Annotated in this window: 25 protein-coding genes and 1 pseudogene; 24 read left to right on the top strand and 2 right to left on the bottom strand. The window is 49.8% G+C overall.

The genetic code is table 11. The annotated features are described in order from the left end of the window. Positions 1–38 precede the first annotated feature (38 nt). Both DW949_RS00670 and DW949_RS00665 read right to left on the bottom strand, forming a co-directional pair. Positions 39–806, bottom strand: coding sequence for a response regulator (locus DW949_RS00670; protein ID WP_118021359.1), 768 nt, complete (start codon positions 804–806; stop codon positions 39–41). A gap of 11 nt (positions 807–817) precedes the next feature. Continuing rightward, complete coding sequence (locus tag DW949_RS00665) at positions 818–2,023, bottom strand: histidine kinase (RefSeq protein ID WP_118021631.1); 1,206 nt, start codon at positions 2,021–2,023, stop codon at positions 818–820. 364 nt (positions 2,024–2,387) lie between these two features. On the opposite strand from DW949_RS00665, the gene DW949_RS00660 reads away from it, so the two are divergent. From DW949_RS00660 to DW949_RS00545, 24 genes and pseudogenes are all read left to right on the top strand, one after another. Further along, a complete protein-coding gene (locus DW949_RS00660; RefSeq protein ID WP_118021358.1) occupies positions 2,388–2,687 on the top strand; it encodes a BMC domain-containing protein in 300 nt (99 codons plus the stop codon). A 14-nt stretch (positions 2,688–2,701) separates the two neighbouring features. Then, a complete protein-coding gene (locus tag DW949_RS00655) occupies positions 2,702–3,001 on the top strand; it encodes a BMC domain-containing protein (protein WP_118021357.1) in 300 nt (99 codons plus the stop codon). A gap of 21 nt (positions 3,002–3,022) precedes the next feature. Continuing rightward, on the top strand, positions 3,023–4,549 hold the full coding sequence (locus DW949_RS00650; protein WP_118021356.1) for an aldehyde dehydrogenase family protein: 1,527 nt from the start codon (positions 3,023–3,025) through the stop codon (positions 4,547–4,549). Then, a complete protein-coding gene (locus tag DW949_RS00645; RefSeq protein WP_118021355.1) occupies positions 4,550–5,686 on the top strand; it encodes a 1-propanol dehydrogenase PduQ in 1,137 nt (378 codons plus the stop codon). A 25-nt stretch (positions 5,687–5,711) separates the two neighbouring features. After that, positions 5,712–8,276, top strand: coding sequence for a choline trimethylamine-lyase (gene cutC / locus DW949_RS00640; protein ID WP_118021354.1), 2,565 nt, complete (start codon positions 5,712–5,714; stop codon positions 8,274–8,276). Positions 8,277–8,372: 96 nt separating this feature from the next. Beyond that, entirely contained in the window at positions 8,373–9,332 is a 960-nt protein-coding gene (gene cutD / locus DW949_RS00635) for a choline TMA-lyase-activating enzyme (RefSeq protein ID WP_118021353.1), read from the top strand. 20 nt (positions 9,333–9,352) lie between these two features. Beyond that, on the top strand, positions 9,353–9,703 hold the full coding sequence (eutS, locus tag DW949_RS00630; protein ID WP_199595661.1) for an ethanolamine utilization microcompartment protein EutS: 351 nt from the start codon (positions 9,353–9,355) through the stop codon (positions 9,701–9,703). 11 nt (positions 9,704–9,714) lie between these two features. After that, entirely contained in the window at positions 9,715–10,143 is a 429-nt protein-coding gene (locus DW949_RS00625) for a EutP/PduV family microcompartment system protein (protein ID WP_199595659.1), read from the top strand. 26 nt (positions 10,144–10,169) lie between these two features. Then, on the top strand, positions 10,170–10,841 hold the full coding sequence (locus DW949_RS00620; protein WP_147349035.1) for a hypothetical protein: 672 nt from the start codon (positions 10,170–10,172) through the stop codon (positions 10,839–10,841). Then, on the top strand, positions 10,838–11,680 hold the full coding sequence (gene eutJ / locus DW949_RS00615; RefSeq protein ID WP_118021350.1) for an ethanolamine utilization protein EutJ: 843 nt from the start codon (positions 10,838–10,840) through the stop codon (positions 11,678–11,680). Before DW949_RS00620 ends, eutJ begins: the two co-directional genes overlap by 4 nt. 10 nt (positions 11,681–11,690) lie before the next feature. Further along, complete coding sequence (locus DW949_RS00610; protein WP_118021349.1) at positions 11,691–11,999, top strand: BMC domain-containing protein; 309 nt, start codon at positions 11,691–11,693, stop codon at positions 11,997–11,999. Then, positions 11,996–12,256, top strand: coding sequence for a EutN/CcmL family microcompartment protein (locus tag DW949_RS00605; RefSeq protein WP_118021348.1), 261 nt, complete (start codon positions 11,996–11,998; stop codon positions 12,254–12,256). The genes DW949_RS00610 and DW949_RS00605 overlap by 4 nt, the downstream gene beginning before the upstream one ends. Positions 12,257–12,275: 19 nt before the next feature. Then, on the top strand, positions 12,276–13,616 hold the full coding sequence (locus DW949_RS00600; RefSeq protein WP_118021347.1) for a 4Fe-4S dicluster domain-containing protein: 1,341 nt from the start codon (positions 12,276–12,278) through the stop codon (positions 13,614–13,616). Beyond that, entirely contained in the window at positions 13,609–14,157 is a 549-nt protein-coding gene (locus tag DW949_RS00595; protein ID WP_118021346.1) for a BMC domain-containing protein, read from the top strand. Before DW949_RS00600 ends, DW949_RS00595 begins: the two co-directional genes overlap by 8 nt. Positions 14,158–14,187: 30 nt before the next feature. Then, positions 14,188–14,820 carry a cupin domain-containing protein gene (locus DW949_RS00590; protein WP_118021345.1) on the top strand — a complete coding sequence of 211 codons (633 nt, stop codon included), beginning with the start codon at positions 14,188–14,190 and terminating at the stop codon, positions 14,818–14,820. A 25-nt stretch (positions 14,821–14,845) separates the two neighbouring features. Beyond that, positions 14,846–15,109: pseudogene (locus DW949_RS13755) on the top strand (BMC domain-containing protein); the annotation flags it as partial. A gap of 443 nt (positions 15,110–15,552) precedes the next feature. Beyond that, a complete protein-coding gene (locus DW949_RS00580; RefSeq protein WP_118021343.1) occupies positions 15,553–17,040 on the top strand; it encodes an acetaldehyde dehydrogenase (acetylating) in 1,488 nt (495 codons plus the stop codon). Next, positions 17,040–17,678, top strand: coding sequence for a phosphate propanoyltransferase (locus DW949_RS00575; protein WP_118021342.1), 639 nt, complete (start codon positions 17,040–17,042; stop codon positions 17,676–17,678). The genes DW949_RS00580 and DW949_RS00575 overlap by 1 nt, the downstream gene beginning before the upstream one ends. A gap of 32 nt (positions 17,679–17,710) precedes the next feature. Then, positions 17,711–18,007, top strand: a complete 297-nt coding sequence (gene eutM / locus DW949_RS00570; protein ID WP_059076761.1) for an ethanolamine utilization microcompartment protein EutM — start codon at positions 17,711–17,713, stop codon at positions 18,005–18,007. A gap of 180 nt (positions 18,008–18,187) precedes the next feature. Continuing rightward, positions 18,188–19,255: a hypothetical protein gene (locus DW949_RS00565; RefSeq protein ID WP_118021341.1), complete on the top strand. Its 1,068-nt coding sequence runs from the start codon at positions 18,188–18,190 to the stop codon at positions 19,253–19,255. Positions 19,256–19,259: 4 nt separating this feature from the next. After that, on the top strand, positions 19,260–19,526 hold the full coding sequence (locus DW949_RS00560) for a hypothetical protein (RefSeq protein WP_118021340.1): 267 nt from the start codon (positions 19,260–19,262) through the stop codon (positions 19,524–19,526). A 154-nt stretch (positions 19,527–19,680) separates the two neighbouring features. After that, positions 19,681–22,101, top strand: a complete 2,421-nt coding sequence (locus tag DW949_RS00555; RefSeq protein ID WP_118021339.1) for a CehA/McbA family metallohydrolase — start codon at positions 19,681–19,683, stop codon at positions 22,099–22,101. Positions 22,102–22,265: 164 nt separating this feature from the next. Further along, the gene (locus tag DW949_RS00550) at positions 22,266–23,540 is read left to right on the top strand and encodes an O-antigen ligase (RefSeq protein ID WP_118021338.1); all 1,275 of its coding nucleotides are present in this window, start codon (positions 22,266–22,268) and stop codon (positions 23,538–23,540) included. 94 nt (positions 23,541–23,634) lie between these two features. Next, a complete protein-coding gene (locus tag DW949_RS00545) occupies positions 23,635–24,273 on the top strand; it encodes a redox-sensing transcriptional repressor Rex (protein WP_118021337.1) in 639 nt (212 codons plus the stop codon). Positions 24,274–24,295: the final 22 nt, after the last annotated feature.

The following is a 24,295-nucleotide window of genomic DNA, read 5'->3' as shown; positions in this document are numbered from 1 at the left end:
CTCCTCGGATGCTGTAATGAAATAAACGGTATCAGGGACTATTTGTTCTTATTCTTCTGACGAAACATTTTTGGTGTAATTTTCATCTGATTAATAAAAACGCGATTGAAATACGATTGATCAGAATAGCCGCACAGTGACGAGATGTGGCAGATAGATTCATCCGTAGTCGTCAGCAGTTTGCAGGCATATTCGATTTTCAGGCGGTTGATATAATCAATGCAGCTGATGCCTACTTCTTTTTTAAAAATACGGCTCAGATACTGGGGATTCATATACACGTGTTCCGATACATCTTTTAAGGATAATTTTCTTTTGAAATTATCCTGTATGTAATGAATGGATTTATCAATGACTTCCATATGAGCCGAATCCTTTGGCAGGGGAATGACCGGTGTGGTCAGTTCCGCCGGGTCACTGCCGGCAGGCATGACCGTGTGGGCAGCCAGAATCGTCTGGATGGATTGCCGTATTTCTGAAGGACGGATCGGTTTGAGCAGATATTCCCGCACCTGGAGATGGATAGCCTGTTGGGCGTAGGAAAAATCGGAGCAGGCCGACAGGATGATGACCGCCGCCGAAGGGCAGAACTGACGGATGGTTGTCAGAGCCTTCATGCCATCCAGTTCGGGAAGCCAGATGTCCATCAGAATGATATCGGGATTTTTTTTCCGGGCCGTTTCGATGGCCTGGGTTCCCGTCGTGCAGGTCAGAATCTGTCCCTGCCCCTGCAATTCTTCTTCGACGATTTCTTTCAGGAACTGTTGTTCCAGAATTTCGTCTTCTACGATTAATATTGTATGCATAAGTTCCCCCTTTACTGCCTGATGGGGATACAAATGGCAATGGTTGTCCCGCTGAAGTCTGACTGTTCGACCGTAAGGCCATAGGAAGCCCCGAAATAATGCTGGATACGGTTATGGGTGCTGAGGAGGCCGATGCCTGATTTGGCCTGGGTTTTAATGCGGGAAAAGTCACCATCGGCGATGAGATCCAGTATCTCCTGGGGAAAGCCATAGCCATTGTCACTGACGTACAATGTAATATCATTTCCCTGTTTTTTCGCTGTAATACGGATACGGCCACCATCGCATTTGGGGGTAATCCCATGGAGAAGGGCGTTTTCGACGAGGGGCTGGAGAATCATATTGGGAATCCGGTACTGCTGCATCTCATCGGGAATATTGATTTCGTATTCGAGACGGTCTTTGAACCGGATTTTCTGGATATAGAGATATTTCTTGATGTTTTCCAGTTCTTCTGAAAGGGGATGGAGTTCATTGTCCTGTTTCAGATTATATCGCAGCAGGTCGGACAGGCAATAAATCAGTTCCTCCGTCTTTCTTGATTTTTCATAGTAGGCTACGCGGGCAATCGTATTCAGAGTATTAAATAAAAAATGGGGATTGACGACGAGAAAACTGTTTTTTGTTTCCAGGTCAATGATTTTCCGCTCTAATATTTCCTTTTCGAGAGACAGGCGGTTCGTGTGCGTATCGGTTGTTTTCAGATCTTCAGTAAGGTTATGGGCGATATACTGGGCCATGCGTTCGTATGTCGTAATCTGTGCCTGAGCCATACTCTGGATGCGGCCGACAGATCTTGCCACTTCTTCAGGTGTCAGGTTTTTGGAGGCGGCCAGCTGGCCGACGGGCAGCATGTATTTATGGTGCAGGCACTGTTCTTCATAAATCTGGCCGCCCAGAAGAAATAAAGGAGGTTCTGCAGCTCTCGTGGAAATAGGAATGACAAAATTATACAATCCGCAATGGCAGGTAAAACGGGTGATTGTGTCACCTGTTATTACACAGCGTTTGTGATAGTCTTCACACATATGGTCTGGATCAGACTGACAAATCCGTTTGCAAAAGTCGGGAGAAGAATTTAATTCTACCATAATCTGACCATCTGCTGCTGCCAGCTGAAGCGGTATTTTGGATAATGATAGCAAATTGTTTAATTTCTTCAGGCTCTGTCTAATGCGATCTAAAAATAACTTTTTTTCGTCTAATCGTATATTCATCATAATTTCCCTTCTGACACGGCAAACCTGTGTCTGTATATCGGTTTTTTGACGGTTCAGTTTCATTTCTTTACAGATATTATACAAAAAAATTCTGCCTGTGTACTAATTTTCTAGTACATTTCTGAATAATTAGTATGAATAATATAAAAAGTCATTTTTGTACAAATTTCACAAATGTAACATTTGTAACAAGTAGAAAAATTCACATAACAGCTCCCGATTCTTCAATAAAAATCTGGAAAGTCATGTTAGAATAAATACATCGCAAAAACACATAATATATATGCACCGTGAAAATATTTAAATATTTAAATATGTATTTATTTATTTCAGGGATAACTCGGATAGGAGCTAAAAAATTATGAAATACTACGGAGAAGAAGCATTGGGACTCGTTGAAACAAGGGGCATGGTGCCTGCTGTATACGCTCTCGATGTCATGTGCAAGTCAGCAGATGTCGTCCTTGTCTCCTACGAAAATATCGGTTCCGGTCTGGTTACGGTACTGGTAAAAGGCGATGTAGCTGCCGTACGGACTGCCGTAGAACAAGGAGCAGAAGCCGCTGCCAGCATCGGTACCCTGACGGCGCAAAACGTCATGCCCCGTCCGGTTGGACGCGTGGGAACGATAGTTTCGGTACACGATATAGATACACAGTAAAGGAGAACGGACCCATGGAACGAAAAAGAGATGCGTTAGGATTCATTGAAACATGCGGCCTGGTTTCTGTTCTGGAAGCAGCCGATGCCATGTGCAAAGCCGCTGATGTGGAACTGGTGGGATATGAAAATACGGCATCAGGCCTGATTTCTGTCGTTGTCCGTGGTGATGTCGGAGCCGTCCAGTCTGCCGTCGATGCCGGAGTAAAACGGGCAGAAGAAGTAGGCAAAGATCAGGTATACAGCCACGTGGTCATACCCAATCCCCATCCGGATGTAGAAAAAATTGTATCAAAATATGTACTCGATTGGTAACTGCAGGAAGTGGTGAACGGAATGAACAGACTCGATTATGATTTGTGTTCCATGCAGGAAGCGCGGATCCTCATTGAAAATGGCCGTGATGCCCAGCACGTTCTGGCTTCCTTTTCCCAGGAACGCCTCGATGATATTGTCGAAGCCATGGCGGAAGCCGTGTATCCCCATGCCAAAGAGCTGGCTCTCATGTCGGCTGAAGAAACGGGGTTCGGAAATTGGGAAGATAAATATATAAAGGATATTTTTGCCAGCCGCTACGTATGCCGTCAGATGAAAGGCATGAAAACCGTTGGCATCATTGCGGAAGATAGAGAAAAGAAGACCCTGGATATCGGCATACCCGTAGGGGTCATTACGGCCCTTTCACCGTGCACCAGCCCCGTTTCTACAACGATTTATAATACACTTATTGCTATAAAATCCGGCAATGCCATCATTTTCTCTCCCCATCCGAGAGCCCAGAAAGTCATTGGCCGGACTCTGGATATCCTTATGGATGCCGGGAAAAAGGCAGGACTTCCCGAATGTGCCCTGGAATATCTCCGGACGGTTACCCTGAGCGGTACGAAAGAGATGATACATCATAAAGACACATCCCTTATCCTGATTACCAGCGTCCCGCGGCTGCTGCCTCTGGTACACGCATCGGGGAAACCGGCTATTTACGGCGGACCCGGCAATGGACCGGCTTTTATCGAACAGACGGCAGATGTGGCGAAGGCTGTCCGGGATATCGTATTCAGCCGCACCTTTGATAACGGTATTATTTCAGCGGCAGAACAATCTATCGTTGCTGAAGAATGTATAGCAGAAGAGGTACGCCGGGCACTGAAAAATCAGGGGGCATACTTTCTCAATGAAGAAGAAACAGAAACAATCGGCAAGGCACTATTCCATCACGACGGCAGTATCAATCTGCAGTACGTAGGCCGGCCGGCTGCGGAAATTGCCGGCATGAACGGCATTTCCGTACCGGCCGGGACGACCGTACTCATTTCCGAGCAGAAGTATGCCGATCTCTGCAATCCCTATGCCCGGGAGAAATTGTGTCCTGTCCTGGCTTTTTATGTAGAAAAAGACTGGAGAAATGCCTGTGAAAAGTGCATTGAACTCCTGTGCAACAAGGGACTGGGCAATATGCTGGTCATTCATTCCCGCAACGAAGCGGTTATCCGGGAATTTGCTTTGAAAAAACCCGTTTCCCGCGTGCTGGTCAATACGCCAGCAACGGTCGGGGGTATGGGAGCGACGACCAATCTGTTCCCCGCCTTTACTCTGGGACTGGGGGCTGCCGGCGGCACTATAACGTCGGACAATGTATCCCCTCTGAACTTGATTAATATCCGTAAAGTGGGATACGGCGTACGCAGCGTCGGCGAACTGGTAGAGGATATTACGGGCATCGCGGGCGCACAGCGGAAGGCAGAAGCGGTTCCGGCAGTGTCGCGGAACGGCAGTATACAGGAACACACAGCTGTTTCGGGACTGATAGAAGAAATTGTGAGTGAATTGAAAAAACAAGGGATATATGGAGGCGATAGATAAATGAAGGAATTTGAGATCAAGCCTAAAATCTATTTCGACGAAGGCTCCCTCGAATATTTACGCGAAATAAAAAGCAAAAATGCATTCATCCTGTCCGATTCCATCATGGAAAAACTGGGCTATCTGAAACAGGCTGTCGATTATCTCGAATCGGCCGGTGTCCAGTGCGATGTATTTACGGAAATCAAACCGGAACCGGACGTCATGGCCGTCATGAATGCCCTGGAACATTACATGGAACATCATGGTCATACGGTCATTGCCCTCGGCGGCGGGTCGGCTATGGATACGGCCAAAGCCATGATTTATTTCCTGCACCAGGCCGTATCCAAGACTGGGCAGTCTTTTGACAAACCTCAGTTCATTGCCATTCCGACGACGAGCGGTACGGGATCGGAAGTGACAGATTTTTCGGTCATTACCATCAATGGGAAAAAGACGGCACTGATTGATGGCCTCATGGCTCCTGATATTGCCATTCTTGATTCTACGTGCACGAAAAGTCTGCCGCCCCACGTCATTGCCGATACTGGCCTCGATGCGCTGGTTCATGCCGTGGAAGCCTATGTGTCCAATAAAGCGACGGATTGCACGGACGCTCTGGCGGAAAAAGCCGTCTATATGATCTGCCATAATCTGGTCCGTTTTTACCGCAATCCCGAAGATAAGGATGCGCGGGAATGTATCCAGCGGGCATCGTGTCTGGCCGGCATGGCCTTTACCAATGCCAATCTGGGGATTACCCACAGCATGGCCCATGCATTCGGCGGCACGTTCCATCTGTCCCACGGCCGTTCCAATGCCCTGTTGATGGAAGCGGTCATCGAATATAATGCCAACCTCAGAGATACATCGGATCAGAAGGTCGCAGCCAAGTACGGACAGCTGGCACGGGTTCTGGGACTGCCTGCCCGGACGACCCGCGAAGGATATGTCAATTTTCTGCAGGCAGTGCACCAGTTGAAACGGGATCTGGGCATCCAGTCATCTATTAAAGCGGCGGGAATCAAGGAAGACGAATTCATGGCTGCGGCAGAAACCATGGCACAGCAGACCATGGCCGACCGCTGTACGCCGTCGAATCCCCGTACGCCTACGAAAGAAGATATCATAGCTATTTATAAAGCGGCTTATTGAGAAAGAGAAAGTGAGGGAACGAAAATTGGACGAAAAAGAATTCTCCAGTAAATTTGCACAGGCGACGGCTCATTTGTCGCCAGAAGAAAAGAAAGCCGTCATGAAGTTGTTTGCCGGTATTTCCGCACAACTTTCAGGCGGCAAAGCTGGCATGGCATCTGCCGCACCGGCACCACAGCATCTCCATAATGCCATCGATGACGATGAAGAAATTACGGGTCTGACACCGCGTCTGGAACGACTGAAAGCAGCCTATCTGAAAGTAAAGCCCAGCGTTTCTGTACAGCGTGCCGTCGTCACGACAGAAGTGTACCGGAATAATGCCGGCCTGCCGCTCAAGATGCTCCGTGCCCTGGCTTTTAAAAGAGCCTGCGAAACGGCACCGCTTCTCATCCAGCCCGATGAACTGATCATCGGTCATCCCTGCGGCCGTCCCCGTGCCGGCAGCGTATCTCCGGAGATTGCATGGCGCTGGATCCGCGACGAACTGGATACCATGTCTACCCGTCCCCAGGACCCGTTCCAGATCAGCGAAGAAGATAAACGGACACTACGGGAAAAAGTATTTCCCTTCTGGGAAGGACGCAGCCTCGATGAAATCTGCCAAAAGCAGTACGAAGAAGCCGGTATCTGGTCGTTTTCCGGTGAAGCCTTTGTCAGTGACCTGTCCTATCATCAGGTAAATGGTGGCGGCGATACCTGCCCGGGATATGACGTCATCCTGGTCAGGAAAGGCGTCAACGGCGTGCGGCAGGAAGCTATGGAAAAGCTGAAGACCCTCAATATGGACCGGCCGAAGGACATCGACAAGATTTATTTCTATAAAGCCGAAATCATGGTCTGCGACGGCGTCCTCGCCTATGCAAAACGCCTTTCTGATTATGCCAAGCAGCTCGGCGACCAGGAAAGCAATCCCCAGCGCCGCCAGGAATTATATCAGCTGTCGGATATCATGGCTCATGTACCGGCCAATCCACCCCGTACCTTCCATGAAGGTCTCCAGTCCGTATGGACCATGGAATCCCTGTTTAACATCGCTGAAAATCAGACCGGTATTTCTCTCGGCCGTCTCGACCAGTATTTATATCCCGTCTATAAAGCCGACCGTGAAGCCGGCCGCATTACGAAAAAAGAAGCTTTCGAGTTGTTATGCTGCTTTATCATCAAGTGCTCGGAAATCATGTGGCTTTCCAGCGAAGCAGCGGCCAAATATTTTGCCGGCTATCAGCCTTTCGTAAACTGCACTATCGGTGGTCAGAAACGGACTGGCGGAGATGCCTGCAATAATCTGACCTACCTTATCATGGATGCCGTCCGCTTCATCAAGATGTACCAGCCATCCCTGGCCTGCCGGATCCACAATCAGTCGCCACAGAAATACATGAAGAAAATCGTCGATGTTGTCCGCGCCGGCATGGGCTTCCCGGCCTGCCATTTTGATGACACGCATATCAAGATGATGCTGGCCAAAGGGTTCTCTCTGGAAGATGCCCGGGATTACTGCCTCATGGGCTGCGTCGAACCGCAGAAGTCGGGCCGTATTTATCAGTGGACGTCTACCGGTTACACCCAGTGGCCTATCGCTATTGAATTCGTATTCAATCACGGCGTCATGAGATGGCACGGCACGAAGCAGGGCCTTGATCTGGGTGACCTCAGCCAGTTCAGGACTTATGAAGATTTCGATAAAGCCGTTAAAAAGCAGATTCAGCACATTATCCGCCTTTCGGCTATCGGCACAGTCATCAGCCAGCGGGTACACCGCGATTATGCACCGAAGCCATTCATGTCCAGCCTCGTCGAAGGATGCATGGAAAAAGGCCTGGATGTTACCGAAGGCGGTGCTATGGTCAACAGCGGTCCGGGCCTCATTTTCTCCGGCCTCAGCACGTACGCCGATTCCATGGCAGCCATCAAAAAGCTGGTATATGACGAAAAGAAATATACGCTGGAACAGTTCAAAGAAGCCATGGATGCTAACTTTGAAGGTTTCGACCAGCTGCGGACTGATTGCCTGAATGCACCGAAATTCGGGAATGATGATAATTATGTCGATTCCATCGCTGCCGATATCGTCAACTGGACGGAAGATGAACATAATAAATTTGACATGCTCTATGCTAAATTCAGTCACGGTACACTGTCCATTTCCAATAATACTCCTATTGGTGAGCTTACTGGTGCGACGCCGAACGGCCGGTTGGCCTGGACCCCGCTTTCCGATGGTATCAGCCCGACCCAGGGTGCCGATAAACTCGGCCCGACAGCTATTATCAAGTCGGTCAGCAAGATGAATTGTGATGCTATGACCATCGGTATGGTTCACAATTTCAAACTCCTCAAAGGTATCCTGGAAACACCGGAAGGGGAAAACGGCCTGATTACACTGCTGCGTACTGCATCTATCCTCGGCAATGGCCAGATGCAGTTCAGTTACGTCGATAATGAAGTACTAAAGAAGGCACAGAAAGAACCGGACAAATACCGGGATCTGATTATCCGTGTCGCCGGTTACAGTGCGTATTTCGTTGAATTGTGTAAAGAAGTGCAGGATGAAATTATCAGCCGTACCATGCTGGATCATTTCTAAATTCATACATCCGGAAGAATGGCAGTCCGGTTCCTTGGGCCGGAACTGCCGGCTCCGGAAGGTATGACCGATAATTCCTGAAGGGAAAGTGTGAGTATGGGATTACAACAGTTCCGGAGATTGGAACGAAAAGCAAGAATATTCAATATGCAGAAATATTCCATCTATGACGGACCTGGCATACGCACCATTATCTTTTTTAAAGGCTGCCCGCTCCGCTGCCGCTGGTGTGCCAATCCGGAAGGGCTGGAACGGAAGTATCAGGTTATGTTCCAGCAGGAATTGTGCATCCACTGTGGCAAGTGTGTTCCCGGCTGCCCCGTTCAGATTCACTATATAGACGATACGGGAGAGCGGCCGGAACATAAACTGCATCGCGATATAGACTGCACAGGCTGCCGTACCTGCGAAAGTGTCTGCCCGAGACAGGCTCTGAACGTAGTAGGACGGGATCTGACACTGTCAGAGGTCCTCGATTTTATCCAGCAGGATGTCGCCTTTTACCAAAGCTCCGGCGGCGGTGTTACCCTGAGCGGCGGTGAAGTATGTATGCAGTCCGCCTTTGCAGCCAATCTGCTCATGGAATGTAAAAAACTGGGAATCAATACGGCTATCGAAACCTGCGGATATGCAGGTCTGGACGCTCTGTTGGAAATAGCCCGGTTCAATGATTTGTTTTTATACGATATTAAAAATATCGATTCTGATCAGCACGAGATGCTGACCGGAGTGCGTAATGAAAAAATACTCCATAATCTGACAGAATTGATAAACCGCGGGTACCGGGTCAAAGCCCGTATGCCAATGATAAAAGGATTGAATACATCAGAAGATGTCATCCGCCGGGCCATGGAATTCCTGAAGCCGTTCCAGGGGCGTCCGAATTTTCTCGGAGTCGATCTCCTGCCCTATCATAAGCTGGGAGTCAATAAGTATAAACAACTGGGAAAACCCTACGGTATCGAAGAAGATGTGTCCATGACAAAAGAAGATCTGGACCGCATCGAAAGCTGGATTAAAGAATATGGTATGGATGCCAAAGTCATCAGGCATTAATGCCAGATGGAGGCGTGCCTATGACAGATGAATTTGAAAACAAGACGCGCATTATTCAGGAATATGTCCCCGGAAAGCAGGTGACACTGGCCCATGTCATCGCATCCCCGGTCGAAGAGATTTACGAACGGCTGGGAATCGAAGGAAAAGGCGCTATCGGCATTGCGACACTGACTCCCTGCGAGACGGCGATTATCGCGGCTGATATAGCGACCAAGGCGTCGGATGTGGAAATCGGGTTCCTGGACCGGTTCACCGGTTCCCTGGTGATTTCCGGCGATGTGGCCAGTGTGGAGACGGCAATGAAAGCCATCAATACGACGCTGGAAACGCTGCTGGGATTCACACCTGCTGACATTACACGGACATGAAGAAGCGCATCATGATTATAGGCGCAGGACAGTCCGGCAAATCGACTCTGGCCAACTGGCTGAACCGGACGGACCGGCCGCTGCGCAAAACACAGGATGCCATTTATGGCAATCGCACCATCGATATACCCGGTGCGTATTTGGAAAATACCTGGATGTATAAATACATCATCGCTTTATCGCAGGGAGCTTCCCATGTACTGATTCTGGTGGATCAATCACGGCCTGTCGAAGTATATTCTCCCGGATTTGCCTGTATATTTACTTGTCCGGTTACGGGCGTAATCACGAAATGCGATGAACATCCGGAGAACTATAATCTATGCATAAGACAGCTCCGGCGATGTGGTGTACAAGAAGTTATCCTTCCCATTTCTCTCCGGACAGGGGCTGGCCTTGCGGCATTGGAAGAACGGCTGGCAGCTACTCATGCCGGCTGACATGATACACAAGAGGAGGTGATACATTGCGATATATAACGGAAATGGATTTACGGGATTTGTATCACGAAGAACCGTTTACGACGTATTATCTGGCAGCAGACAACCGGCTGACACCGGGGGCCAGACAATTCCTGACAGACCGGCGTATCCCCTGTGAAATTGCACGGGAAGACGAACAAGGAAAAAAAACTGATACGGTACCGGTTGATGAAGAAACGGAATCTGTACCATCGTGGCAGCTGCTGAAACTGTGGCATACACTGGAACATGCCGAGTCGCTCATCCTGCTGACAGCAGAATGGTTTTCCCGCCATGGCGAACATCTGGCTGCCGAAGATTTTACGGCGCTGGCCAGGACGCTGCAGCGGACCCGGATGGCCTGTGAAAAAGGAGAACTTCCGCCGGCCCTTACCTTCTGGAACTGTACAGAAAGTGAACTTCATGAAAAAGCAGATAACACGGTCCTTCCGCTCGGCCTGGAAAAATTACCGGAAGACGAGGCCCTGCGCGCCAAACTTCTGATGCTGAATCATCTCCGTACGTATCTGCAGATGCTGGAGCCTCTCGTGATGGAAACACAGAGTTGGCACAGGGATACCGGGCCTGAACGGTATGAAGGGCTGATACATATTCTCCACAGCCTGAACGATGTCCTTTGTATCATGATGGGAAACTATATGAGAGGTTCAGTATGAGTACTTTAAATTCAGATTTTACGTATTGCAATGAAATAATCAAAGAGTTTGAAAATGTGGTCAAACATCCGGTGACAAAACCGTCCTCTGTGTATTATACGGGTGTCGATCTCGGTACGGCCTTTATCGTCGTCGCCGTCCTCGATGAGAACTTTTGTCCCGTTGCCGGGGAATACCGCTATGCCAGTGTCGTTAAAGATGGCATGATTGTGGACTATCTGGGAGCTATCCGCATCGTTCGGGAAATGAAGGAGAACCTGGAAAAGAAACTGGGAACAGAACTGCGGTATGCTGCGGCAGCCCTTCCACCGGGTACATTTGATCTCGATTCAGGTGCTATCAAACACGTTGTCGAAGGCGCTGGCTTTGAAGTGACCAATCTGCTTGACGAACCGACTGCTGCCAACGCTGTCCTGAAAATTAAAAACGGCGCCATCGTCGATATCGGCGGCGGTACGACGGGAATTGCGATTTTAAAAGATGGCAAGGTTGTATACGTAGCCGATGAACCGACAGGGGGCACGCATTTTTCCCTCGTCGTATCCGGCGCTTACAAGATGCCTTTCGAAGAGGCTGAATTGTATAAAAGAAATCCGGGGAATCACCGCGAAATCCTGCCGATCCTGCAGCCGGTCATTGAAAAAGTATCGTCCATCATTACCCGCCACATCAAGGATTATGATGTGAAAGAAATTTATCTCGTAGGCGGTACGTGCTGTCTGACGGGAATTGAGAGCATCATTGAAAAGCGGACGGGACTTCCGACGCGCAAACCACAGAATCCCATGTTTGCAACGCCGCTCGGCATTGCTCTCAATTGTAAACAGCTGGAAGAATAGAGGCGGTTCTATGGAATGGAAAATCATCAAGTCACCTTCACCGGGAACGATAGATATCCTCATGCGGCGCAAGGGGTCTCCGGCCTCACACGACATGAGTGGCTTTGATGCCGTCGGACTCGTGCAGGGAAGGCTTATTGATATGATCGTAGCTGCCGATATCGCAGAAAAAGCTGCCGGTGTCTTCGTCGAAGATATCCGGGGCAGCTGCCCTCAGAATCTCATTGTCATAGCCATATTTGGCGATACGGCTGCTGTAGAGGCGGCAATTGCCGATATATGCAGAGTTTTTCAGGAACACAGGCAGGTGACACCATGATAGCAGCCAGAGTGATTGATAATATTTGGTCTACACGCAAGGCCGACTGCCTCGTCGGAATCAAATTCATGATAGTAGAAGTCATCGATGGTAAAGATGCGGGACGCCGTTTTATCGCAGCCGATCTGATCAATGCCGGCATTGGTGAAAATGTCATCGTCAGCCAGGGTAGTGCAGCCCGGCAGATGTTTGAACCGGATACCATGCCCGTTGATGCGGCGATTATTGGAATCATTGATGAAGAATGTACGTTTTAAACTGTGGAGGTGAATCCGCTTGGACGTATTAAATCAAGTGCGGGATGCCGGCGTCATCGGTGCCGGCGGTGCCGGATTTCCCACTCATGCCAAGCTGAATGCGACAGCGGAATACATATTATTGAACGGCGCTGAATGCGAGCCCCTTCTGCGGGTAGACCAGCAATTGATGGCGCTGTACCCCGATGCCATTATTACCGGTTTTGCCGCTGCCGGCCATCAGGTCCGGGCAAAACAGGCCATTATCGGCATTAAAGGGAAACATAAAGATGTCATTGAGATTTTGAAACAGCGTATCGAAGCCCTGGGCTTTTCCCCGTATGTACAGATTCACATCCTGCCGGATGTCTATCCTGCCGGAGATGAACAAGTACTGGTATACGAACTGACGGGCCGTATCGTACCGGAATGTTCCATCCCTCTTTCTGTCGGCTGTGTCGTCGTCAATGCCGAAACCGCCCTCAACATCGCCCACGCGCTGGAAGGGAAAAGCGTGACGGAAACGTACGTGACACTCCAGGGCGATATTCCCAGACCGGTGACACTCAAAGTACCTGTGGGGATGCCGGTCCGTGAAGTTCTCATGAAAAGTGGGATTACCAATCTGGATGACTATGGCGTCATTGATGGCGGCCCTATGATGGGACGGGTCATGACTTCCTATGATGGCTATGTTTCCAAGAAAAACAAAGGGTACATCATATTGAAGAAAGACCATTATCTCATCCGGAAAAAGAGCATGAACGAGCAGCAGGCACGCATCATCGGCCGTACGGCCTGTGAACAGTGCCGGATGTGCACTGATCTCTGTCCCCGGTATCTCCTGGGACACAACATGCAGCCCCATAAAATCATGAGAGCCATGAAATACATGCCCGATGATCTGCAAAGTGCCGTTACAGCACAACTCTGCAGCCAGTGCAATCTGTGTGAACTCTTTTCCTGTCCGGCCCATTTGAGTCCCCGTAATATCAACAGCTGGTATAAAGACCGGATGCGAGCTGCCGGCATCAAGTATACACCGGCAGAACGGGAATATAAGACCCGTGAAGCCCGGTCCTACCGGCTTGTTCCCAGTAAACGCCTTATTGCCCGCCTGGGCCTCAGTTCTTTCGACGGTCCGGCACCGCTTACGGGAATGGAGTGGAAGGCCGATGAAATCGGCATCCTGCTCAGCCAGCACGTAGGAACCCCGGCGGCGCCCATCGTCCATACAGGCGATACGGTTATGGCCGGGCAGATGATAGGCGCCATCCGCGAAGGAAGCCTCGGTGCCCCTGTTCATGCGAGTATGGACGGCGTAGTCACAGATGTTACAGATTCAGTCATTAAGATAAAGGTGGGGTCGATCCATGTATAATGCGATAGGTATGGTAGAGTTGAGCAGCATCGCCAGAGGAATTTATACAGCCGACCAGATGATCAAGACTGCTGCTGTAGAAGCTGTCAGCTGCACTGCCGTATGTCCTGGCAAGTACATTGTCCTGATTCAGGGCGATGTAGCAGCTGTAGAAAGTTCTGTCGATGCCGGCATCCAGTCGGCAGGGGAATATATTGTCGATCATTTTATTATTCCCAATGTTCATCCCGGCATATTCCCGGCTATTTCTTCTACTACTCTGCCGGAACAGCGGGCGGCCCTGGGAATCATCGAGTCGTTTTCTCTGGCGTCCATGATCCATTCTGCTGATGCGGCCCTCAAAGCGGCCGATATACAGGGCGTGGAACTCCGACTTGGCAGTGGCCTCGGTGGCAAAGCGTATTTTACCTTTACCGGCGATGTTGCCGCCGTAGAAGCGGCCGCCGATGCAGGAAAAGCGCTGGTAAGAGACAGTGGGCTTCTGGTAGATATCGAAGTCATCCCGTCCCCGGCAGAACGGTTATGGGATAGCTTGTTATAAGAATCAGACAGATACATAGGAGGTGATACATTGAAATCGTTGATTTGTGTCAGTCACGTGAAAGAAGCGGCAGAAGCCGGACAGCATGAGTTATATGTAGAACCCGGTGCCATCATTACGGCAGCTGCCAGCGATTATGCCCGTGACAAAGGGATTTCATTCATTGACAAAAAGATGGCTCCTGCCGTACCAGCTGTACAGGAACCGGGAACAGCCGCCATAAAAGGCCTGGATAAAGGACTGGTGGCGGAAATCGTCCGACAGGTACTGTTATCCCGCGGCCAGTCTGCCCGGCCGTACAGGGAAGAAAAGGATGACAGCGGCCTCAAGGTGGTACGTGGTCATTCCGTGACCTATGAAGTATTCGATACGGGGAATCCCGTAACCAAAGTCGGATACAGGGAGGTCATCAGCAAAAATGAGTCTCACATGAGCTCGGGATTTCTGACCATCGATCATTCTTCCTTTACCTGGACGCTTACAGGATATGAAGAAACGGACATTATTCTGGAAGGAAGTCTTTCCATTACGATTAATGGCAAGACTTATTATGCCAGCCAGGGAGATGTGCTCTTCATACCGAAAGATGCAACGGTCGTCTGGAATGCCGAAGATCATGTAAAACTATTTTACTCGACCTATCCGGCTGACTGGGCAGGATAATGCGGGTTAAAGGAGGTGGAAATCAATGGATGCCTTGGGAATGATAGAAACCAGAGGCCTGGTAGCCGCTATAGAATGTGCCGATGTGATGCTCAAGGCAGCAGACGTGGTACTGAATGGCAGGACCCTCGTTGGTGGCGGACTGGTTACAGTCTGCGTCAGTGGTGATGTAGGGGCAGTCAAAGCTTCTGTCGATGCAGGGGAAGCGGCTGTGCTGCATCTGGGTAAGGACCTTCTGATTTCACGTCACGTGATTCCCCGTCCTGATGCGGCCATAGCCGGGATTCTTTCCGCACATGGCCCGGATAAACCGGATCCGCCAGAACCGGCTCCATCTGAAGAAGCGGAACCGGCAGAAACCAGCACCGGTGCAAACGGCACAGGATTTGCCGATGAGGCCGGCGCAGCGTATCCTGAATCACGGCAGGAGGCAGATAATACACCGAAAGAAGAAGCCCCTGAGGTTTCTTTTGAGGATATAGATTTTAAAAATTTCCACAAAGCCGAGGCTGACGCACTGGCCGTGCAGCCTGGCGTGAATCTTGACGGGGTGTTCAGGAAGATGCCCGTCCCAGCGCTTCGGCGTCTCGTCCGGGAATATACGGATATCGGTCTGACCGGCCGGGCCGTATCACGGGCGAAGAAAGCCATGTTGCTCCGACTGCTTGAAGAGTATTATGCCAAAAGCAGGGAACCGCTGGTTTGAAGGAAATCTGAAAGGGGAGATACATCTTGGAAACATTAGATTATGATCTGCAGACCGTGCAGGAAGCCAGAAACCTGGCGCGGCAAGCGCAGAAAGCGGAAGATGTATTCTGCAAGTTCACCAATGAACAGGTGGACCGCATTTTGCAGAATATGGTCCGCGTAGCAGAAGAAAATGCGGCTAAATTAGCCCGCATGGCCGTTGAAGAAACGGGATTTGGCAAGGTGGAAGACAAAATCATCAAGAATCAGGTGGCATCCCGCGATGTATATAACTACATCAAGGATATGAAGACCATCGGTGTCATTCACGAAGACACGGTCAACCGGATTACGGAAATCGGAGAACCAGTCGGTGTCGTACTGGGAATTATCCCCTCTACGAATCCGACATCTACAGTCATCTACAATGCCATGATTGCCTTAAAAGCACGGAATACTATCGTATTTTCACCTCATCCGGCAGCGTTGAAATGCACCGTAGAAGCTGCCCGTCTCATGGCAGAAGCGGCCGAAACAGCCGGTGCGCCGCTGGGGACCATCAGCACCATTACCCATCCATCCATGGGTGCCACTAATGAATTGATGCACAGTGAAGAAGTGAAGATGATTATTGCCACCGGCGGATCGGCCATGGTAAAAGCCGCTTACAGCTGTGGCAAGCCGGCTCTGGGCGTTGGTCCCGGCAATGGCCCGTCTTATATCGAACGGACGGCAGATGTCAAAAAATCTGTTGAAGATATCATGCTCAGCAAGACCTTTGACTACGGCACTATCTGCGCTTCCGAACAGTCTATCGTCGTCGAAGAATGTAACCGGACACAGGTCGTAGAAGAATTTAAACGCCAGGGCGGCTACTTTATGACGAAAGAAGAAACAGATAAAGTCTGCCAGCTTCTCTTTAAAAACGGGCACGCTATGAACGCCAAATTCGTAGGCCGTTCTCCCCAGGTCATTGCCGATGCGGCGGGAATTACAATCCCTGCCGGTACGCGGGTACTTATTGGGGAACAGGACGGCGTGGGAAACGGCTATCCTCTTTCCTATGAAAAACTGACCAGCGTCCTTGGCTTCTATACGGTCCGCGACTGGCAGGATGCGTGCGATCTGTGCATCCGCCTTTTAAAGAACTGCGGTCTCGGACATACCATGTCGATTCACACAGAAGATCCGGAAATTGTCCGCCGGTTCTATGAAAAACCGGTATTCCGCATCATCGTCAATACACCGGCCACCCAGGGCGGTACGGGAATCAGCACGGGCCTGGCACCGGCCTTTACCCTTGGATGTGGTACCTGGGGCGGAAGCGCTACGGCCGACAATGTCACGCCACTGCATCTGATGAACATCAAACGCGTAGCCTATGGTATCCGTGAAGTCAAGCCGTCCGTCCCCTATACGGGTCAGACGACGAGCTGCGGCACGACTGCTGCGGCAACAGGTTCTGATGATGACCAGCTCATTTCTGTCGTCAACGAAGTGCTGCAGTTGTTGAAACAGAAAGGTGAGTTTTAATGGGAAAATATGATGCTTTAGTCGATTTGCTGGTAGAAGCCGTCAGGGACAGCCATTTGAATCTCCAGCCGGATACGATTCCCGTAGGTGTATCCAACCGGCATGTCCATTTGTCCCAGGCGGATCAGGATGCTCTTTTCGGACCGGGCAGCCAGCTGACAAAGATCAAAGATATTTCGCAGCCGGGACAGTTTGCCTGCAAGGAAACGGTAACCCTGGCAGGGCCGAAAGGTGTTCTGGAAAAAGTCCGCATCCTCGGTCCCGTCCGCAAAGAATCCCAGGTGGAATTACTCCGGTCCGACTGCTTCAAACTGGGGGTCAAGGTGCCACTGCGCATGTCCGGTGAGCTGGAAGGTACGCCGGGTCTGACGCTCATCGGCCCCAAAGGCAGTATCTGCCTGCCCCGCGGTGTCATCATTGCCAAACGCCATATCCACATGCTTCCTGAAGATGCGCAGCGTTTTGGCGTGACAAATGGCCAGGTCGTTTCCATCAATATAGATGGCGATCGTGGCGGTACATTTGGTAATGTTGTTATCCGAGTGACAACAACATCGGCATTAGAATGCCATATCGATATGGAAGAAGCTAATGCTATGAATCTTAAAAATGGTTCCAGGATAACAATTATTAAATAATTCATCTATATATTTCTTAGGAGGAAAATAACATGAGTACAACAGAAGCTTTAGGTTTAATCGAAACAAAAGGTCTTGTAGGTTCTATTGAAGCAGCCGATGCTATGGTAAAAGCTGCAAACGTTTACCTCATTGGTAAAGTCCTCGTTGGCGGCGGCCTCGTAACGGTTATGGTACGTGGCGACGTCGGCGCTGTCAAAGCGGCTACCGATGCCGGTGCTGCTGCAGCACAGCGCGTTGGTGAACTCATTTCCGTACACGTTATTCCGCGTCCGCACACCGATGTAGAAATGATTCTCCCTCATGACAACCTCACAGTAAAAGAATAATCTATCACAGGGCGGGCTAAGGCTATTAGCACCTTAGCCCGTTGATTTTTACCCGGTCCCATGCGAAAAACGAATAATAAATATTTAATTATGTGCCACAGAAACTTGAAAAAACAAAAGGAATTATTCTTTTTTATCAATATATGTGAAATATATAATAAATAAAGGAAGTGCATAACGATGGACAACAGAGCCTTGGCGGTCAAACTGAAAATAGACGCAAGCTTTAAACGGCGCGGGATTACCTTTGCTATTTTTTCCGGTATTTTTTATGGCCTGTATACGGCTTTTCTGACACTGGGCATGTCCAAGGGAATCTGGGGCAATGACTGGTATGGTGCCAATATATCCGGCCTGAGTGCCTTTGCGATTACCTATTGTCTGGCAGCACTGGGATCGGCTGTCAATGATACCATGAGCGGTATCTGGGCGCTTATCAACGTATCCATCAAAGGAGAACTGGGGGACTTTTTCCGCACGTTGAAAACAAAACCGGGCCTGGTCATGATCATCTGCGCCCTCATCGGCGGTCCCCTGGCTTCTACGGCTTATGTAGCAGCACTGCAGATGGGCGGATCCATCATCGTGCCTATCTGCGCACTCAATGCGTCTTTTGGTGCTATTATCGGTCATTTCGTATTTAAGCAGGAAATCAACAAACGCATGGTTTGCGGTATTCTGCTCTGCCTCGTGGCAGCCGGTGTCATCGGAGGCACGTCGTTCTCGGACGTCGGACCGACGGCTCTGATTGCCTGCGGTATTGCTCTGTTCTGCGCATTGGGATGGGGGATTGAAGGTGCCGTTGCCGGTTTTGGCACGACACTCATCGATTATAATATCGGCATTACCATCCGGCAGTGCGTTTCCGGACTTTCCAACATGCTCATCATGCTGCCGCTCCTGTGCACCATCGATGGCAATACCGGCCTGGCTCCGCGCCTTCTTTCCGGCGCATGGACAGACTGGTCCATTATATTCTTTGTCATTTCCGGCTTCTGCGCCATGCCGGCCTATTCCTTCTGGTATAAGGGCAATTCCATGTGCGGTGCCGCTCTGGGCATGGTCTGCAATGGGGCTTATTCTTTCTGGGGACCGTTCTTCTGCATGATTGTCGTCGGATTGTTCGATGGGCAGCCGGGATGGATGCTTACACCGGTACAATGGATTGCTGCCATTGTCATGATTTGCGGTATCGCCCTCGTCGGCAACCTCAATCCGCTCCACGCATTCCAGAAGAAGGAGGCCTGATCCTATGAAACCGCTTTATTATGCAATCATGAAATATATGACGACTGTAAAAGAAGCATCCAATATGGATGTCATCCATGCCCTCAAGAAAGACTATGGGTCCTTTAAAATGCTCCGTCCTGATGCCGTTCAGGAAGCACTGATGACAGCAAAAGCCAATGGTCTTCTCGATGAATCCCGGTTTGAACTGGACGATACGGATCAGTTACAGGTATACTATAAAGTGAATGAGTATGGCCGGCAGATGATCAACGCCTTTATTAAAGATTGATATACCTATAATATTACCTGTTTCTTACTTCTTTTTTACCTGTTCGTGATATATGGAATGTCATTATTTACTATAAGGAGAGGTGTTTCCCGGATACAGTCTGATGCGTATCTGTTTTACCAGTACGTTTTTATCATAGAAAGGAGAATGATGTATGAAATTCCGAAGAAAGAAGGCTTTAAAAGTATTAGTTATGTCTGCACTCATGGCGGGCATTTCGGCAACGTCCCTGGCAGCGGTAGGTGTCGTGCAGGGACCGACTCCGATTGATCAGGGCATGGCGAACAGTGCCGAAGATTTCACTATTTACAATGACAAGATTGCTGCTTCTTTTGCCGTAGGTTCCAATAACTACTGGAATATGACGACAGGCAGCATCCTGGACATTGCCATGATGAAAGATGGGAAATTTGGTACGGACCTGACGAATGATATCGAATTCCTCAATGACTACTGGACAGCCACGGGTTCGTGGAACGGGGAAGACCTGCTGCATACGCCTGTCAAAGACATTACCTACAAGCTGGAAGGCGATAAAAAAGTTACCGTAACGGCTAAGACGAGGTATTGGACGGAAGGTCATAAGCTGCCGTTGAACGTGACGATTCAATATACGCTGGAAGATGGCAAGAATTATATTGATATGAAGACCGTCGTCGAAAATCCGGCAGGGAATGACGCCTATCTGAATATGAACAGTGGTTATTCTCTCAGTACGCTGGCTGTGAATATGTTTGGTCCCTTTGGCTTCTATCCCGATGTCAAGAGAACGGGCATACGCATCAATGAAGATTCGGAAGTCAATACGAAATATGGAGATTTCGTCGTTACGTACGGGAAGAACTACGCCGTAGCCGTCAATACGGATCATGCCAATGCCTATAAGGGCTCTTCCGGTTATAAAGATGTCTATGTGAACCGGGATATCCTGCCGGGCCAGTCCTATACGTACACCGGCGAAATACTGGTCATTCCCAATGGGGAAACGGCACCGATCATTGAACGGAAAATCCAGAAGGATCCGTCTATCAAATCCGGCGTCATCGAAGGGATTGTCCGTGATCCCAATGGCAAGCCACTGCCCAACGCCTATGTCATCTTCAATAAACCCGGTTCCTACAAGAAAACGATGAAATCGGACGGCGTCGATCAGGTCATGAAAGATATCATGCAGCCCTTCGTCTGGAAGATTACTGATAAGGACGGCAAGTATAAAGTTACACTGCCCCAGGACAGCTACGACATTTATGTACAGAGCCAGGGAACGACACCGTCCGACGTACAGCACATTGATCTGAAAGGCAACACCGTGGCCGATTTCCAGGTAAAACCAGGCGCAAAAGCGGCACTGACTGCCGTTGATGAAAAAGGGAAACCTGTCGATTTTAAAGTCGTCGTCACAGGCATCAAATCCGATGTAAAAGGACTGGGAGGCTCGGTATACTTCACGGACCCGGCGACCCATAAAGCGGATTTTGATGTATCGGCACCAGAAAATGAACTCACCTTTACGGCTTATCACGGAGCCGATTATACATCGAAACCGGTCGAATTCAAGACATTTGTCAAAGGCGGACAGACGGTTCAGCACCAGTTCGTCATTCCCCAGCTGATTCATCCGGAAAAGACGGGCTGGTATGGCAATGACAACCACCAGCATGCTGACCATGGCGACGGGGCGACGACCGTTCCGGAACTCTTTGCTGCACAGATGGCAGCCGGCCTGGACCTGAATCTCGTACTGGATCATGATTACATCGGCAACATCAAGCCGATGCGGGAACTGGCTAATCAGTACAACCGGCCCTTTATTCCCAACGTCGAAGTCTCTCCGGGCTGGGGCCACTGGGGCTTCCTGATGGTCAATGATAAAATGCCATGTCCGGATCCGTCCCTGACACCGGGCGAAATTATCCAGCAGGGGCATGACCGGGATGCCCTGGTCGTTATGCATCATCCGTTCACGGACTACGGCTTCCTGACCAATCGTGCCGGCGTCAAAGGCGGTAATGATCCCAGTGCGGAAAACTTTGAATTCCTGGAACTGCAATCGACGATGGATCTGTCCAATGCCAAGAATATGGATAAACGGACCCTCGATGTTGCCGAAGGATACTGGAACCGCGGCATCAAGAAGTATCTGAGTGCCGGTTCGGACCAGCATGATGCGACGTCCAATCTCTATCCGGGCATCATCCGCATGTATTCCCACGTCGATGGAAAACTGACAGGACGGAAATTTGTCAATGCCATGGCCGAAGGCAAAGCCTATGTCACCATGGGGCCCATCTTCACTCCGGCAGAACGGTCCATGTTCGGCACGACCCAGCAGACAGCTGCCGATGGCACCTATACATTTGAAACAAAAGTACAGGCTGTCAATGGATTGAAAGAAGTACAGGTCGTAAGTGAAGGTAAGCCGGTAGAAACAAAGACCTTTGATAACACGACAGATCCTGTATCCATCCAGGTCAAAGTGAAACCGGAGCATGATACGTGGGTCAACGTCATTGCCAAAGATGGTAAAGACCATTATGCCGTATCCAACCCCGTATGGGTCAAAGTAAAAAAATAGAAGAGATGCTCTGACACACTGAGTGTGCCCTAAGCGCTTGCTGCAGACAGCCCCGGCATGAACGTTTCGTTCATGCCGGGGCTGTTTCTGCTGTCTGTCCGGCCGGGGCCGTACTGGACTTTTCCCTGACAACTTCGTATAATTAAATTGGGAGGATATGACATATGAAACTTACGACCCTATTGCCGACAGCCAGCAGTTCTCAGGAAAAAGCCCGCATACATGTAGTGTATGCGCTTTTGGGGACTGTTTTTTTTATGCCCCTTCAGATTATCGCCATGGAAGCCTGTTTAATTCTGGCATTGATTCTGGCAGCACGGTATATATGGAAATATCCTGTAGCCTCCTGGCATGATACGCCTCTGTTCAAACCTGCCGCATTGTTTGCAGTCCTGGCCTTTATTTCCCTGGCCGGATCGCCTAAGCCGTTGTTTGGCGTGGCCTTTTATCTGTTTACGGTGCTGCAGTATTTTATCTTTTATAATCTCATCGTCGTCTTTGTCCGCGGCGGCGAAGAACGGCGCCTGTTTTTGCTCGTTTTCCTTGCCAGTGCAGCTGTCGTCGTTTTATTCGGCTTATATCAGTATGCTCACATGCTGACGCTCCACGAAGAAGAATGGGTCGATAATTCGGCGTTTCCCCTGCTCCGGCGGCGCATGTATTCTACATTATACAATCCCAATCTTCTGTCGGAATTCCTGCTCATGGCAATCAGCGCGGCTTTTTCCCTGCTCATCGTGAAAAAACGTGCCCCAAAGAAGATGGCAGTTCTGCTGACACTGCTGGCGGCACTGGCCCTCTGTCTGATCCTGACCTATTCCCGTGGTGCCTGGCTGAGTGCCGGCGCGCTCGTATTCTTTTTTGGCCTCGTATGGGATAAACGGCTCTGGCTTTCTTTCCTCTGCATCCCCTTTCTCCTGGCCTTCTATCACGGTGGCGTCACGCACCGGCTCTTATCAATTTTTTATCACAGTAGTGCCGACACGTCTGTATCCATGCGCATGGATATGTGGCTGGCTGCTCTGCAGATGGTGGGGGACCATCCCATGCTGGGAATCGGCTGGGGGGCGTTTAAGTTCGTATATCCCGTATACAATGAACTGATACAGCAGGCGGGCATCACCATCTTCCATGCCCATAACATGTATCTCAATATCCTGGCAGAAACAGGCATTGCCGGATTCTGTGCCTTCTTCTGGCTCTTCTTCGGAGCCGCCGTCTATGCCGTCCGCTTTCTGCGCCTGCCGGGCATACAGCCCCAGGAACGGGCCATGGCACTGATGACGGCAGCCTCCATTCTGGCCGTAGCAGTCAGCAGCTTCAGCGATTATGATTTATTTAGTACCCAGATATCACTTACTCTCTGGTTTCTTTTGGGCCTCTTTTCAAATATGCATGAAGAATATGGGAAAAGAGCGAAAAAAAAGTTTGCGAAATAATTCACAATAAGATATAATTAGAGTCGAAGTGTTAGCAGATTAATCTGATTTTATATCGGAGTGTAACGTGATATATAGTGGGGAGGTTCTGCCCATGAGACAGAAAAAGGCGATATCAGATGCAGTCATTGAACGGCTGCCGCTGTACTATCGGGATTTATTGTTGCTGCAGGATGCCGGCATAGATATCATCTCATCGGAAAAGCTTGGCGAACGGCTGGGGATTACGCCGGAACAGATACGGAAAGATCTGACTTGTTTTGGCGCCTTTGGGAAAAAAGGTGTCGGCTATTATGTAAGCGAACTCTGTCAGCAGATTGTGGAAATCATCGGCCTGCAGCAGCATTGGAAAATCGGTATTGCCGGCATCGGTCATCTGGGCTGGGCCCTTGCGAATTATAAGACTTTTGGCCGCCTGGGATTCCGGACCATGGGTCTGTTTGACGTGGACCACCGCATCATCGGTCAGAATGTAGGCGGCGTCGTGGTCACGCCGATTTCCGAAATGGAAGAAGTTGTGCGTCGTGAAGGCATACAAATCGGTATCATTACGACTCCGGCTGCCGTGGCACAGCAGGTAGCCGATCAGATGGTGGCAGCTGGTATCAAGGGGATTCTTTCTTTTGCTCCCCTGCGGCTCAGCGTGCCCGACCGCATATTTGTATTCCGTGAAGATTTATCCATCGGTCTGAGCCGGATTTCCTATTATCTGACGAATAAACCACAGGAATGAGCATAGTAAAGCTATCTTTTAT

Origin of the sequence: Megasphaera sp. AM44-1BH, from assembly GCF_003467125.1 — a bacterium.
In the GTDB taxonomy this organism is placed as follows: Bacteria; Bacillota; Negativicutes; order Veillonellales; family Megasphaeraceae; genus Megasphaera.
Note: the sequence above shows the minus strand (reverse complement) of the source record. Positions and strands in the feature narration are given on the sequence as shown.